The organism is Rhizobium indicum (assembly GCF_005862305.2).
Taxonomy (GTDB): domain Bacteria; phylum Pseudomonadota; class Alphaproteobacteria; order Rhizobiales; family Rhizobiaceae; genus Rhizobium; species Rhizobium indicum.
This window is the reverse complement of sequence record NZ_CP054026.1, coordinates 146,817-160,817: the sequence shown is the minus strand read 5'-3', so window position 1 is coordinate 160,817 and position 14,001 is coordinate 146,817. Positions and strand designations below refer to the sequence as shown.

The 14,001-nt window shown below is 57.7% G+C and carries 10 protein-coding genes and 1 pseudogene; 3 read left to right on the top strand and 8 right to left on the bottom strand.

The window, feature by feature from the left end; all coding sequences use genetic code 11:
- Positions 1-10: 10 nt before the first annotated feature.
- Positions 11-889, top strand: a complete 879-nt coding sequence (locus FFM53_RS35545) for an iron-siderophore ABC transporter substrate-binding protein (RefSeq protein ID WP_138390084.1) — start codon at positions 11-13, stop codon at positions 887-889.
- The gene (gene fhuB, locus FFM53_RS35540; protein ID WP_138390083.1) at positions 889-2,859 is read left to right on the top strand and encodes a Fe(3+)-hydroxamate ABC transporter permease FhuB; all 1,971 of its coding nucleotides are present in this window, start codon (positions 889-891) and stop codon (positions 2,857-2,859) included. Before FFM53_RS35545 ends, fhuB begins: the two co-directional genes overlap by 1 nt.
- A gap of 229 nt (positions 2,860-3,088) precedes the next feature.
- Here the strand turns inward: fhuB and FFM53_RS35535 are convergent, their stop codons facing one another.
- The 8 genes from FFM53_RS35535 to FFM53_RS35500 all read right to left on the bottom strand — a co-directional run bounded on the left by FFM53_RS35535 (position 3,089) and on the right by FFM53_RS35500 (position 13,502).
- The gene (locus FFM53_RS35535; RefSeq protein WP_138390082.1) at positions 3,089-5,233 is read right to left on the bottom strand and encodes a TonB-dependent siderophore receptor; all 2,145 of its coding nucleotides are present in this window, start codon (positions 5,231-5,233) and stop codon (positions 3,089-3,091) included.
- Positions 5,234-5,510: 277 nt separating this feature from the next.
- Positions 5,511-6,392: an alpha/beta hydrolase gene (locus FFM53_RS35530; RefSeq protein WP_138334636.1), complete on the bottom strand. Its 882-nt coding sequence runs from the start codon at positions 6,390-6,392 to the stop codon at positions 5,511-5,513.
- Between the two features lie 510 nt (positions 6,393-6,902).
- Positions 6,903-7,775, bottom strand: coding sequence for a sugar phosphate isomerase/epimerase family protein (locus FFM53_RS35525; RefSeq protein WP_138390081.1), 873 nt, complete (start codon positions 7,773-7,775; stop codon positions 6,903-6,905).
- Between the two features lie 75 nt (positions 7,776-7,850).
- On the bottom strand, positions 7,851-8,858 hold the full coding sequence (locus FFM53_RS35520) for a zinc-dependent alcohol dehydrogenase (protein WP_425504970.1): 1,008 nt from the start codon (positions 8,856-8,858) through the stop codon (positions 7,851-7,853).
- A gap of 61 nt (positions 8,859-8,919) precedes the next feature.
- The gene (locus FFM53_RS35515; RefSeq protein WP_173883721.1) at positions 8,920-9,735 is read right to left on the bottom strand and encodes a carbohydrate ABC transporter permease; all 816 of its coding nucleotides are present in this window, start codon (positions 9,733-9,735) and stop codon (positions 8,920-8,922) included.
- 37 nt (positions 9,736-9,772) lie between these two features.
- Positions 9,773-10,675 (bottom strand): carbohydrate ABC transporter permease, encoded by a 903-nt coding sequence (locus FFM53_RS35510; RefSeq protein ID WP_138390078.1) that lies wholly within the window; start codon positions 10,673-10,675, stop codon positions 9,773-9,775.
- 102 nt (positions 10,676-10,777) lie between these two features.
- Positions 10,778-12,265, bottom strand: coding sequence for an extracellular solute-binding protein (locus FFM53_RS35505; RefSeq protein ID WP_138390077.1), 1,488 nt, complete (start codon positions 12,263-12,265; stop codon positions 10,778-10,780).
- 205 nt (positions 12,266-12,470) lie between these two features.
- Positions 12,471-13,502: a substrate-binding domain-containing protein gene (locus FFM53_RS35500; protein WP_138390076.1), complete on the bottom strand. Its 1,032-nt coding sequence runs from the start codon at positions 13,500-13,502 to the stop codon at positions 12,471-12,473.
- Between the two features lie 98 nt (positions 13,503-13,600).
- Here FFM53_RS35500 and FFM53_RS37150 point away from each other — a divergent pair.
- Positions 13,601-13,895 (top strand): annotated as a pseudogene (locus tag FFM53_RS37150) (transposase); the annotation flags it as partial.
- Between the last annotated feature and the right edge of the window lie 106 nt (positions 13,896-14,001).

The following is a 14,001-nucleotide window of genomic DNA, read 5'->3' as shown; positions in this document are numbered from 1 at the left end:
CGGCCGATCAATGGGGGTTTCGCGGCGCACCTTTTTGCATTTCGCGGCGGCCTCACTCATTCCAGCTCCGCTGTTTGCACAGTCGATAGGCCCAAGGATCGTCAGCCTCGACTACGGTCTTGCGTCCACTCTTTTATCCCTCGGATTGCCTCCGGTCGGGATTTCAGACCTCGCCGATTGGGACAGATGGGTTGTCGAGCCGCCGATGCCAAAATCCGTCGTCGATATCGGCAGTGCGTTCGAGGTCAATTTTGAAATTCTCGTCACGCTGAAGCCCGACATTATCTTGACCACACCCTACCTGGATGAGCTGTTGCCCAAGCTGCAGTCGGTGGCGAAAGTCGTTCGGCTGGAAATCTTTACGCCAGGCATTGGACCTATTCTTACCGCTGCCATCGCGGCGACGCGTAAATTGGCCGTTGAGCTTGGCCGTGAGAATGAAGCAGAGCAGTTTCTCGCGCGCGCCGACGTCTTCTTTGCGCAATGCCGCAGTCGCCTGGAGGGCAAGAACCTGCCGCCGGTCGCCCTAGTGAATTTCATGGATGCCCGCCATGCCCGCATCTACTCGAGTCCCGGACTGTTCCACAATGTGCTCGAGCGCATCGGTGTCAGGAACGCCTGGACCAGAGAGTCGAATTACTGGGGCTTTGAAACGATCGGGATTGAAGATCTCTCCAAGGTCACCGATCCAGACGCGCGTCTAATCGCCTTTGAGCCAATTCCTCCGGACGTTCTTCCAAAGCTCGCTCAGAGCCCGCTGTGGAACAGGCTTTCGTTTGCGCGTCCAGGCCATCTGTCAATTCTGCCGCCAGCCCTGATGTTCGGGATGGTGAACGAGGCCATGCGCTTCGCGGGCCTTTTGACAGATCTTCTGGAAAAGGACGCTTGATGGTATCCCGCCGCGACAATATCGGGCCAGCAATTGTCCTCCTCCTCCTGATGTGCGGTGGAGGCGTGGCATCGTGGTTTCTTGCCGCTCCTGCGATGTCAGAAATGGCTCGACCGGATTACGATGTCACGCGAATGGTGTTCACCTATTCGACGCTTCCCCGTCTTGCGACAGCGCTGATTGCCGGAGCCGCGCTTGCCTTGTCCGGTGCGCTGTTTCAGCAAGTTTTGCGAAACCCGCTCGCCGATCCTACCACCCTTGGCGTGTCGGCCGGAGCAAACCTGGCGCTGGTGGTAACATCGCTGTTTCTTCCCGACTTGCTTGGCGCCGGCCGCGATCTTGTCGCTCTGATCGGCAGTGCGACCGCTGCCGCGATCGTCGTCAGCCTGGGCGCGCGCCGCGGTTTTTCGCCTTATTCGCTTGTTTTATCGGGGCTGGTTCTCAGTCTTTGGTGCGGCGGCCTCGCTGCCATCCTGACCTATTTGAACCAGCGCTACCTCTCGAGCCTGTTCATCTGGGGCGCCGGCTCGCTGGCACAGCAAAGCTGGGTCATTCCCCTGTCGCTTCTTTGGAAGTTGGCTGTCATCGCCATCGGCTGCGCTTTCGTGATGAGACCGCTTTCGCTGCTCGATCTTGGCGAGAGCAGTTCCACGGCACTCGGCGTCAGATTGGTCCGCCTGCGTTTCGTTGTCGTCGCCCTTGCCGTAGCACTTGCTGCATTTGTCACGAGCGCCGTTGGGGTGATTGGTTTCATTGGGCTGGTCGCGCCGACGATTGCGCGATTGTCCGGAGCACGGCGTCCCGCACAGCTCATCCTCTGGTCTCCCCTGATCGGCGCCGGACTGCTGTTCTTCGCCGACTCCATCCTGCAACTCGTCGCCGGCGGACTTGGTGATTTTTTGCCGACGGGGGCGGTAACAGCCATCTTCGGTTCGCCGCTGCTTCTCGCGCTCCTGCCGCGGCTGAAGATCCGTCATAGACTACAGCAATCGCCGGCGTTCAGACGGCCACGTCGATGGGATGGAACTCGGCCGGTCATCATCGCGGCCGCCGGCCTGCTCGTCCTGTTGATGGTCAGCGCTTTTCTCGGACGCGACGTCAATGGCGGCTGGGCCTTTACATCAGGCGAATTTTCGGTCGATGTCCTCGCGATCAGGATACCTAAAATCCTCGCCGCCCTGACATCGGGCGCCATGCTTGCGGTCGCGGGCTCGATCCTTCAGCGACTGACCGGAAACGAAATGGCAAGTCCCGAAGTTCTGGGAATCAGTGCCGGTGCGACCTTCGGTGTTGCTATTGCCCTGTTTGCCGTCGCTCCAGGATTTTCCGGACAATTTGCATTTGCCGTGGCCGGTGCGATCAGCGTTCTTTTTGTCATCTTCGCCAGTTCCCGGCGATCGGCGTTCGCGCCTGAACGAGTCCTGCTGGCGGGCATTGCCTTAAGCGCGATGGTCGATGCTGTCGTCGGCGTGTTGAGCTCGACGGGAGATCCGAGAGCAGTTCTGCTGATGCGGTGGATGAGCGGGTCCACCTATCTTATCGAGGGGTCGACCGCCGCAATGGAGGTGGCGCTCGGCGCCGTGCTGATTGCCGTCTCTCTCGCCGCTCGCCGCTGGCTTGACATCCTTCCTCTTGGGCCATCGCCTTCGGCGGCGCTCGGCATACCCTTGGCAAAATCGCGATTTGCGCTCTTTGGCCTCGCAGGATTGTTGACGGCTGCCGCGACGCTCACGGTTGGCCCGTTGTCGTTCATCGGCCTCATGGGACCTCACCTTGCGCGCGAGGCGGGATTGGCGCGCGCGCTGCCGCAAATGGTTGGCGCCGCTCTGATCGGAGGGGGGCTTATGGTTGCGGCTGATTTCGTCGGCCGCACGATCGTATCGCCCTACCAGATCCCGGCCGGTCTTGTTTCCGCACTCATCGGAGCGCCGTTCTTAATGCTGATGATGCGGAAGCGCGGCGCCAGCTGAGGGTTGCGCGCAGGGCGGTGGGCGTCATCGCGGTGATGAAAGTCCGCCATGAATAGGAGCGTTTTTGCTCCGTCAGCGAAGATCCGCAGACAAGCGGTCATCCACGACGCCGACTACAGCGCCGCGCGTCTTTTCAGAGGCGCGGCGCTGAAACAGTCGGAATTACAGCATATTTCGACGCTCAGATTGCGGACGCCGCCTTGATCGGACAAAGGCAGCGTCCGGCACTTTACCAGGAATACTTCAGCGTGCCGACGACCTTACGCCGATCGCCGTAGAACTCAGTTCCGAAATAGCTGGTGGCGACATACTTATAGTCAAAGAGGTTCGTCGCATTGACGGCCAGCGTCACGTCCTCGGTCGCCTTGTAGCTGACCGCGGCATCAACCAGCGTATAGCTGGCAAGCGACACCGTATTTGCATCGTCACCGTAGGTCTGACCGATATAGCGGACACCTCCCCCGATCGTCAGGTCACCGCGCCATCCATCTCCCGGAATCTTGTAATCGAGCCAGGCCGATGCCAGATGTCGCGGCACGCGGGAAGGCCGGTTACCGACATTGCCGCCTGTCCCGTCTTCACGGATTTCAGCATCCCAATAGGAATAAGCAAGCGTCAGATTGAGCCTGTCGTTGATTGCGGCTTTCCCTTCAAGTTCGATGCCGCGCACACCGACCTTGCCAATCTGCTCCTGCACCAGAGGGCTGACATAGCTCGGCACATTCGTTTGGGTAAGATCAAACAGCGCCAAGGTGAAGAGACCGTCAAACCCATCCGGCTGATATTTGAGGCCAACCTCGTATTGTTCACCCTGCTGTGGTTTCAACGATCCTGTCACAGCGTAGCCGTTTGCGGTCTGCGCGACGAGCGGCTGGAAGCTTTCCGAATAGTTCGCATAAGCTGCGAGATTCGGCGTAAATTTATACGTCAGTCCGGCACGCTTGGTGAAAGCTGACGCCGTGTCGTCGTCGCTTGTCCCGCTATCGAGGTAATCCGCAGTCGTGTGAACCTGGTCCCATCGTCCGCCCAGGGTAACGATCCATCGGTCGTCGAACGTCAATTGCTCCTGAGCATAGATCCCGAGCGCCTGCTGCTTGACGCGCCAGTTCACGTAAGGGCCAAGGTTAATGCAGGAAAGACCGCAATAGACCGGATTATCAATATCGATCGGCCCGGCCGTGCCGAACAGGATGTTTTCGCGCGTATTGTCACTGGTGTAATCGACGCCGACCAGCGTCTTGCTGTCGATCCCGTCCCATCCAGTATCGTACTGGAGCTGATTGTCGAAGGCATAGCGGTTGGACATGCCGTCAACCGAGAACGCCGTTCGATTGGCCGTCGGATCCAGCGATGCGCCATAAACTTCAGCATAGTCGAGCTCGAGATGCGTATAGCGGGCATTCGAGCGGAAGGTCAGGTTGTCGTTGATCTCGTGCTCGAACTGATATCCGATGTCGACCTGCTCCGTATTGAAGCGATTGAAGTCTGGTTCGCCGAGGAAGGTGTCGATATCGATATTTGCGCCGGTCGGAACGCCCCGTGCGCCCGTTCCATCGCGTTTATAATAATCGGTCAGAATGGTGAGCGAGGTCCCCTCTTCCGGCTTGATCGTCAATGCCGGTGCAATGTAGGTGCGGTCGTCGTTCGAATAATCCAAGCCCTGGTCACCGTCCTTGGCAAGTCCGGTAAGCCGGTAGGTCCATACGCCATCGGCATCGATTGGGCCGCCGAAATCCGCACCCACTTCCTTGGTGCCATCCCCATAAGACGTGTAAACTTCGCCATGCTTCTCATCCAAGGGACGCTTGGTGATCGCATTGACGAGTCCTCCCGGACCGTTGAGGCCAAAGAGGGTCGACGTCGATCCCTTCAGGACCTCGACGCGCTGAAGAGCATAGGGTTCGAGGCGGCTGGCCGTGAACCAAGCGGGAATACGCGCCGCCAGTCCATCCCGATAGGTGCCGAGCGCCGTCTGATCAAAGCCGCGAATTCTGATATAGTCGTACCGGTCGTCGTTGCCGAACTCATCTGAAAAGACGCCGGCGGTATAAGCGACCGCCTGCTGAAGATTGTCCACATGACGCTCTTCCAACTCTTTTTGCGTCACCACCGACACGGACGCCGGTACATCGACGACCGGAGTATCTGTTTTGGTGCCTGTGGCGGTATCCTTGGCAACGATGGTGCGATCAGGGCCAACCACACGATCCGACTTGCCGGTTATGACGATCGGAGCCAATTGCGTTGCCTCTTCGGCCGAATTGTCTTGTGCCCAGCCGATACCTGCCGATCCGAACGACACCGTTATTAAAGCGCTGCTCGCAACCAATCGGCTTGTGAACACGCGCAATTTTCCCTGTAGTCCCACTGTCATACTATCCCCTGTCAGACCAATATCGGGCAGTGTGCCGGCCGCCCCCTCCGGCCACTGCTAAAAGTCGTTTACTCAAACAGGAGAATTGGAGTCAACTTAATAATCACGCTTTTGTGACCATCTTTGCACCCGGTCGGGACCATGAGGTTTCGGGCAACACGGAGAGACGATGTAATCCTGAACGCCCCATGTGGGCATTGACGTTACGAGTGCACGCCACGAGGATGTTCGTTTCAAATACGATCGTCTAACCGCCGGATCGTACCTGCAGAGAGCGTCACCTGTCGGTCAAATCCTGGACGGCGAACGCAATGCTCACCGCGCGATTGACGGCCGCCGCAAGAACGGACATGTGGGTCTCACCGGCATAAAGCTCGAATTCGGTACGCAATCCGTCGGCAGTGCCGTTTAATCGCTCCGCCATCTCCCGCGCCAGGAGGACGGTCCGTTCCGTCTTCCTCTTCTCCAGGCGTGCAGTGGCATCCTCGTTCCGGTACTGGAAGGGTGCCAGCTCATCGCCTTCGTATTCTCCGGCGGACAAATGCAGGAAAGGTGCATTCCCCGGTGCGTCTTGACGCTGCGCTTCATTCTTGAGGATTTCACTGTTCTCCCAATAGATGGTTGGGCTGGCCGCAATCCAATTGGCAAACAGACTTGGGCGCTCGAACAGGGCGTAGAGAGTAAAGAGGCCGCCGAAGGAATGTCCGAAAAGCGATCGGCGCATCGGATCCAGGATCACCATCTCCGCAATCCGCGGTATAAGCTCGTTCTCGATGAAATCCACCAGCTTGCCGGTCCCTCCGATGACAACCGGCGGACCGCCCTCAACGAACGGCGGATAGGATTTGACCGGCGGAGGCCCCAGGTCCCAAGACCGGCGGAGCGGATCATAGGGCTCGTCGGAAGGGTAGCCGATCGCCGCGATCACCCCCCAACCGACATTCGTTCCCGTAGGGTAAGGTGCCTGGGTGACCAAGCTGGCGACCGCGAAGGGGAAAGTGGCGTTGCCGTCGGTCATGATGAGAAGCGGCCATCCTCCCGCCGGCGGTTTCTCCGCCGGAATGGAAAGGAATATGCGATAGGGCTCGCCACCCGCAGCAGGAGCGAGATCGAAAAAACACGTTCCGGGCATCGAATAGACGCTGATAGGATTGGTCATGAGAAAATTTTCTGATGGTTGAGACGATAGGGGAAGGGAAATTGATGGCGGTGCTGTTCACCAGCAGGTTTCGAAGCTTTCCAAGGTCGGTGCAACTCTTTGCTGATATCCCGGCTTCCACGAAAGCGCATCATGGCAGTCACGGTTCGAACGTTTGCAGAGGCTGATCTAACCTCGTTCCGGCATGATTTGAAGACCCGGAGCTAGCGACCCGCATTTCGATCCCACAGATGAATTCAAAGGGGGCCTCAATTTCAATCATCTCCGAACACCGCTAAGCCGACGTCTGTTTCGCAATTTCCCCGAGTTTGCAACCTTCCGCAAGCGGGCACGATGCAGTCGCTGGCGTCGTTATCCCAGTGGACCGTCTGCGAACCACTGGCGGGTGTCACATGTTGGGTATCGGCATACATAGGCTTTGCCGTGGCTTCTCTGCCGCTTGACCTTCCCGGCTGCTGATCCGCTTAGAACAGCGCTTTGTTACGATTGCTTGCGCCGCCGTGACGGCCTCTAAACAACCCCTGCGCTGCGTGCGACCCTCCTGATGTGCGCAAGGCCACGCCGATAGCCGGGCACATCGAAATGCTCGAGCATGAGCGGAACTTGGCGCCCGAGTTTTGCAATCTCGGTGACATAAACCGTGTAGTCGAGATTCCCTTCGCCAGGCACGACTTCATCCAAATGGAAAGAGATCGTTCCAGGTCCGCCTTTCATCACCAGATCCTTCGCGTGGCACGAAACGATCCAGGGTCCAAGAAGGGCGAAACAATCTTGGATCATCTTTCCTGTATTGAAATAGAGCCGCGGCGAGATGACCATATTTGCCGCGTCGATATGGGCTGCGAACTGCGGCCGGTCGATCGCCTTTAGCAATTTGAGATAGTTTTCCGGGGTATCGGTCACCAGCCACGGCACCATCTCCAACGAGAACTTGGTGCGCTTGGGCTTCACCATATCGATGACATAGCGGGCCGTATCGACCGCGCGCTGGAATCCAGCCTCGCTTTGATTGTCTGGATGCGGGCCATAGTCGTAATTGTCGCTCAGCTGCCACGGGTCGCCGGGGTGGCCGACGGTTCCGTGGTAGGCGACGATGGCGCCTGCTCCCAGCTCGTCCGCCAGAGCCAGTTGATGCACGGCATGTTCGAGATTGGCTTTCCGCGTCACGTCATCATGGGCAATGAGGTTTTTCCAGGCCCCTCCTTCAGCAAAAACGAGATCGGCGGCAGCGAAGCTTTTCACCAGATCGGCGATTTCTTGGCGGTTCTCGAGCTTGATGTTCGGCATGTAGGCCGCGTTGTACCCGAATTCGACATGTGCGCGTGCATAAGCTTCGGGATCACCCCCGTATTCGATCCCATAGCCACCGAGTCTGAACGTCATGAATAGTCTCCCAAATTGATTCTGTTGGCGGGCGGCGGCCACCGCGTCCCCGGCCGCATCTTGTCTCTGAGGCCCTCAAGCCTGAGCAGTTTTGCCCGGATAGAGCAGCACTTTTCCGCAATTGCCGGTTTCCTGAAGAGCAAAGGCAGACGCGACCTCCGACATGGCGAAGCGATGCGTGGTCAATCTGTCGAGAAGCGGCCTGGCATCGCGCACGCGCTGCAACAACTCTTCGGCGAAGACGTCATGGTTCCAGTGCCAAGCGCCGAAGATGTCGATACCCTTGCCGGTGATGCGGTTGACCGGTAGCGAACCGCTCCAGGTGACGAAGGCCAACCTTCCCCGCGCCCGCAGCAACTCCAGGACAACCGCTGGAGCGCCCTCATTGTTACTGGTGTCAAGGGCGGCGTCCACACCATAACCGCCGCTTGCGGCCCGCACCTGCTCGATAAGGTCCGGCGCACGGGGGTCGATGACCAGCTCTGCTCCCAACTCCTGTGCCAGCGCAGCGCGATATGGGTTCAATTCGAGCGCGATGACGCGCGCGCCAATTGTTCGCGCATTGATGATCGCCCCAAGACCGACGGCGCCGCAGCCGGAAATCAGCATGGTATCCTGTGGGCTTACCTGCATGCGGTGCATCGCCGTGAAGCTCGGACCGAGGGCACAAATCGCCATTGCGGCGTGATGCGTCTCAATGTCGTCAGGGACAGGTTGCAGCAGGTAATCCGGCTTCAACAAAAATTCGGCGTAACAGCCGATGCCGGACGATGAACCCGTCTCGTCCAAAAGATCGCGCTGCGAGGTGCAGTGGATGTGTTCCCCCGAGCGGCAAGCCGGGCAGACGCCACAACCGGCATGCGGCATGACGATGACGCGGTCGCCGACCTTCAGGCGCTTTGATTGTGCGGCATCGACAACAACGCCGACCGCCTCATGACCGAGCTCACACGAAAGCTTGCCAGAACGCCAGGATTGCCATTCCGTGCACATGGGCGCGACCAGGACCTGGATCTTGACGATGTCGCCGGACGCTTGCGGATCCGGCCGTTGGGAGACCTGCGCCTGACGCGGTCCAAGGATTTCTACACAAAGAATGTTCGTTACTCCCGCTTTTGAAAATTAGTGACGACACGGGCTGGGCCTAGCCCTTGACCGCGCCCATGGAGAACCCGGCCTGAAGGTGTTTTCTGAACAGAAGGTAGAGGACGAGCAGCGGCAGGCTGGAGATCACGACCGCCGCAAAAAGAAAGCCGAAATTGAATGAGAGCTGCCCCTTGAGGAGACTCAACCCGATCTGCACGGTGCGGATCGTTGCGTCCGAAGACAGCATGTAGACGAGTACATATTCCACCCAGCAGGCATGGAACGTAAAAATGGCGATCGTCGTGATGATCGGTCGCGCCATCGGCAGCACGATCGCCGTGTAAATTCTGAGATAGCCGGCGCCATCCATCTTGGCAGCCTCGATCAACTCATTCGGAATCGAACGGACGAACGCCGCCGCTAGATAGACGGCAAACGAGATGTTGAAGGCGACGTAGGGAATGATGATCCCGAGATGTGTGTTGGTAAGTCCAAGGAAATTTTCGGCGATAAATAGCGGTACGATCGACGACGAGATCGTCACCAGAAGCCCCATGACGATAAACGAGAACATGATCGGGGTCAGCTTGGAAGGAATCTTGGTAAAGGCGAATGCTGCCGAAACAGAGAACAAGACGACGATGACGGTCGTCATCACGCAGAAGATCAGACTATTGACGAACAGATGAGAGAACTCGCCCAATTTCCAGGCCTGAATATAGTTATTCAGCGTCCAGTTGACCGGCAGGGCCACCATGTTGGAAACGATCTCCGTCTCCGGCTTGAACGACGTATAGGTAAGCCAGATAAGCGGAAACGTCGTGAATATGGTGAAGAAGCCGAGCGCCGCGTAGGCCGCAACTCGAAACGGCATAGGAACCATCGCCTGGCTAGATGTGAACCTCGACATCCTAGTGGGTCCCTTCTTCGTAGACGCGCGTGAACCGCGCGGCGATGGCCGACAGTATCAAGATGAGAAATACGCTGAGCAGGATGAGGACCACCGAAATGGCGCTGCCGAAGCCGTATTTGTAGAATGAGAAGGTATTCTGGATCATATAGAGGCCGAGTACGCTGCTGTAGTAACTCGGACCGCCATTTGTCATGATCCAGAGGATCTCGAAGCTTTTGAGGCTTCCGGCGACTGCATAGATCGCTGAGGTCAGGAATACAGGGACCTGCTGCGGCAGGATAAGGGACTTCAGGATGTGCCACTCGTTTGCGCCGTCAAGCACGGCTGCCTCCAGCATCTCTGGGCTCGTCTTCTGGAGGTTGGCAAGAAAGATAATGAAATAGATGCCCGTATACATCCAAAGCAGCACGATCAGATAAGGCAGAATTGCCGTGTTCTTCGAGTTGAATATGGTCAGCGAGAACATTGGGTCATTGATCGCGCGGCCGATGATCTGCGAGACTAGGCCCGTCGGGGCGAAGACGACCCCGAACAGCAAAGCCACCACCACGGGGCTAAGCAGCGCCGGAAAAAATATGACCGCTTCGAAGAAACCCGCACCTCTGACCAGACGCCGATAAATGACATAGGCGAGAAAGAAGCCCAGCGGGATCTGGCCGATCAGCGACACGAGTATGACAAGGCCGTTGTTGCGCAGGCCCCACCAGAAGATGGGATCGGAAAACATTACGACGTAATTGGTAAAGCCGATGAAGTTCGGAATGCCCGCGCCCGCCCAGTCAGTGAAGCTGAGCACGAGACTGTAGACGACCGGGATGACGATCACGAGCCCGTAGATGAGCAGGGCCGGTGCGGTCAGTATCGCATAGCTGATGCGATCAGATTTTGCTGCGGAAGCCACGTCAGGCTCTTTCTCATCGATGCGGATAGGTTTTCTGGGATGCTCCCGCCAATTGTCCTGGCGGGAGCATTCCCACGGCTGCTTGGGAGTTCACTCGGGTGACTACTTGGTCTTTCGGTTGCTGTCGTTCGCAGCGACCCAAGCTTCGTATTTCGCAGCGAGTTCCTCCGGCGTGACCGAACCTAGAACAAGCTCCTGCAATCCGGCATTGACGACCTGCATCACCCCTTCGGCGTCTAGGCGATCATCAAGAACCGGCAGCACATGGACGATGGACGACGAAAAGGCGTAGCTCTTCTTCGCCAACGGATCGCTCAGCATGTCGCCGACACCCACGTCTTGCGCGTAGATCGGCAGCATCCCGTATTTGACATCGATGTCCTTATTCGATGGATCGAGATTGAACTTGATCCACTTCCATGCCGCTTCACTCTTCTCGTCGTCGAGTTTGGCGGACATGCCGAACCCTGTGGAGGGCTGACCGGAGGAAGAGTCGGAATTGGCGAGGGCCGCGCCTTCGATCTCTGGAAGCGAACGGATTTCGACGTCCGCCTTCATTTCGGGCGGCAACGCCGAAGTGAGGTTCACGACCTCCCAAATACCGCCGATAAAGTAGACGCTGCGTCCGCTCACGAACGCGGAGAGCGCCTGTTCGCGTGTCGTGGACGGCTCACTGGGATCGATGAAGCCGGCGTCGACCATTTCGCGAATTTTCTTGAGCGCGCCAACGAAAGGCGCATCCGTGAAGGCTGCACCATCGGCGCCTTTAAGGACATTGGCAAACCATTCAGGTGTGCCCATGCGACCGACCATGACCGACAGCAGGCAGGACTGCAGCACCCAACTCGATTGATCGCCGAAGACGGCCGGACGATATCCCGCAGCGCGGATGGCCTTCGATTGCCCGATCATTTCGCCGAGCGTCTTCGGATAGTCGAGCTTGACCTCGTTCAACAGCCTGCGGTTCACGTAGACCACATTGGTAAAGTTTACGAAGGGTACGCCGATCTCGTAAACTTCGCCCGTGGCCGCCTGTGCCTGGGTAGACACAGGGCGCAAGAGCTTGTCAACGCCATCGCGCTTGATCAGGTCGCGAAGATCCTTGGCGTAGCCGCGGCCCGTGAGGTAGCCGGTGCGCTTTCCGGGCCAAAGCGTGAGAATGTCAGGCAAGTTACCCGAGATCGCAAGGGCCTGCATCTTGTTATGATATGCATCGTGATCGAGATAGTCGAAATTGATCGTGATGTCAGGATTTGCAGCGTGAAACCGTTCATAGGTTTCCTGAAGTCGAGCGTAATCCGGGTCCACCTTGGTGAAAGGGAACATCGCCGTCAAGGTAACATCCGCGTGGGCGATCGCAGTAGTAGCAAGGCTTATTGCTGTGGCAAGCAGCAGCGACGATGCGCTGCGGGCCAAACTGTTCATTGTGCAGTTCATTAGGTTCCTCCTCTCAAGCCGACGGGTGATCCCGCGCGGCAGTCGATTTCTCCTTCCCGAAACGAGGCCGTATCGGCTCGCTGCGGGATCCCAATTCATAAATTTTGTTCGATGCTCCGCTGCGTCCAGCAACACTGCGGCACCAATTCCCACGGCTCAGACACCGGTAGCAGGCGGCACGTTCTCCTCAAGACAATTGCCGCCGACCTTTTGGCCATTTTCGGCTAGCGTCGAAGTGGCTCGACGTTATCCGTAACGTTACGAATAGCGATCATCAGTTGTTTGTCAACCGAAAAGGCTTTGTTTGGAGCCATTTCATGTTCGACCATGAAAGCTCCATCCATAACGTTACGGAAGATCAGGGATTGAGGATATGGCTGCCGTGATCAACAAATTCGCCAGGGACCACGCGGCGTAGTTGCGCGTAATCTTCGCCATCGATCGCGCGGGCCAGCATTTCGGAAAGCAGGTCTGCAATGCCAGCATGCGGGTAATAGAATGCACTCGTCGGCGGGCTCAGAAAGTCATGTAACCTCGCGCCGCCGTACGTGATAAGGCCGAAATCCTTACCGATCTGCCGGCCCGCCTGCTGCATGGCGGTGATGAATCCAAGCCCTGCCTCGTCAGACGCGACAAAGGCGCCTGTCGACTCTGGATGACGGAGCAATACCTCCCGCGCCATATCGACGCCGCTCTGCGGCGTCGTCGCCGAAAAATGGATCAATTCATCGGGCACGGTCAGGTTGCGGGCGTTGAAGGTCTTCGTCCAGCCTTTCACGAATTGCAGGCTGTAGCTGAATTGGCTCGACGGCGCGAAAAGCAAGGGGTTCGGATGTCCGTTGTCTAGCAGTAATCTTGCCGCGTCGGCGCCGATCTGCTCGTGGTCGAGGTCGACATACGGGTGGGCGCTCAGGAGTTCAGTCCGGCCAAACGTGACAAAGGGCATCCCGATCTCGAGCAAATATTTTACCCGCTCATCCTGGGGACGCGTATGCGTGATGATCACTCCATCAACCGAACCCTCGCGGGCCAGATTGCGGACGATGTCAAGCGGATCGTCGTGTTGCAGATGAGGAACGATACCGGTGCGATAGCCTCTCGCTTTCATGGCCGTGGAGATGCCAACGAGCAGTGACGCCGTCACGATATTAAGCTGCTCCTGTCGTTCGAATGAAAGCACCATTGCGATCGATTGGGAGCGCCCTGTGCGAAGATTGACCCCACCTGTGTTGGGTCTATACCCGAGCTTGTCAGCCGCGCGCTTGACGCGATCGATCGTCTCCTGATTCACTTCAGGCCCGTCTTTGAGCGCTCGGCTCACGGTGGTAACGGAAATGCCGAGGTGCTGGGCAACGGTTCGTAGCGTTGCTCTAGGCTTTTGCTGGTTCATTCGGTGACATCGCTACCTTTTTATTGCAAGTCGTCATCGGACTCGTAATCGGAGCTGGCTGTCCAATCAAGAATTAGCTCCGCTACCGTTGCCGTGCTGAGACACTTGTGGAGCTTGGCTTAACCGACGACTGGCAGCACATGATCGATAGCACGCTCATACCGGGCCATTCTCAGGCTGCTGGCGCAAAAGGGGACTGATAAGGAGGCTGTTGGTTGATCACTCGGCGGCTTTACGACAAAAATCCATGCCCGCGCAGACGGTCAAGGTCGCCCTCTTGGCTTCATCCGAACAGGTGGCGAGGTTTCTGATTACAAGGCAGTCCCTCAACTTCTTGCTATTCCCGTCACCCGTCCGCGAAAGATGCTTGCGGACAAAGGATATGATGCAGACGCCGTTCACGGCGGCAAGCTCGATCAAACGGCACGCGCACGTCACCGCGCTAGGCAAATCGCGCCGGTTCCCAAGATCACTTTCTCCGACACATTCCCTCAGAAAC

What these genes read in the sequence shown, in the direction of transcription:
- FFM53_RS35545 (WP_138390084.1), top strand. Translation starts at nt 11, where the DNA reads ATGGGGGTTTCGCGGCGCACCTTTTTGCATTTCGCGGCGGCCTCACTC.
- fhuB (WP_138390083.1), top strand. Translation starts at nt 889, where the DNA reads ATGGTATCCCGCCGCGACAATATCGGGCCAGCAATTGTCCTCCTCCTC.
- FFM53_RS35535 (WP_138390082.1), bottom strand. Translation starts at nt 5,233, where the DNA reads ATGACAGTGGGACTACAGGGAAAATTGCGCGTGTTCACAAGCCGATTG.
- FFM53_RS35530 (WP_138334636.1), bottom strand. Translation starts at nt 6,392, where the DNA reads ATGACCAATCCTATCAGCGTCTATTCGATGCCCGGAACGTGTTTTTTC.
- FFM53_RS35525 (WP_138390081.1), bottom strand. Translation starts at nt 7,775, where the DNA reads ATGACGTTCAGACTCGGTGGCTATGGGATCGAATACGGGGGTGATCCC.
- FFM53_RS35515 (WP_173883721.1), bottom strand. Translation starts at nt 9,735, where the DNA reads ATGCCGTTTCGAGTTGCGGCCTACGCGGCGCTCGGCTTCTTCACCATA.
- FFM53_RS35500 (WP_138390076.1), bottom strand. Translation starts at nt 13,502, where the DNA reads ATGAACCAGCAAAAGCCTAGAGCAACGCTACGAACCGTTGCCCAGCAC.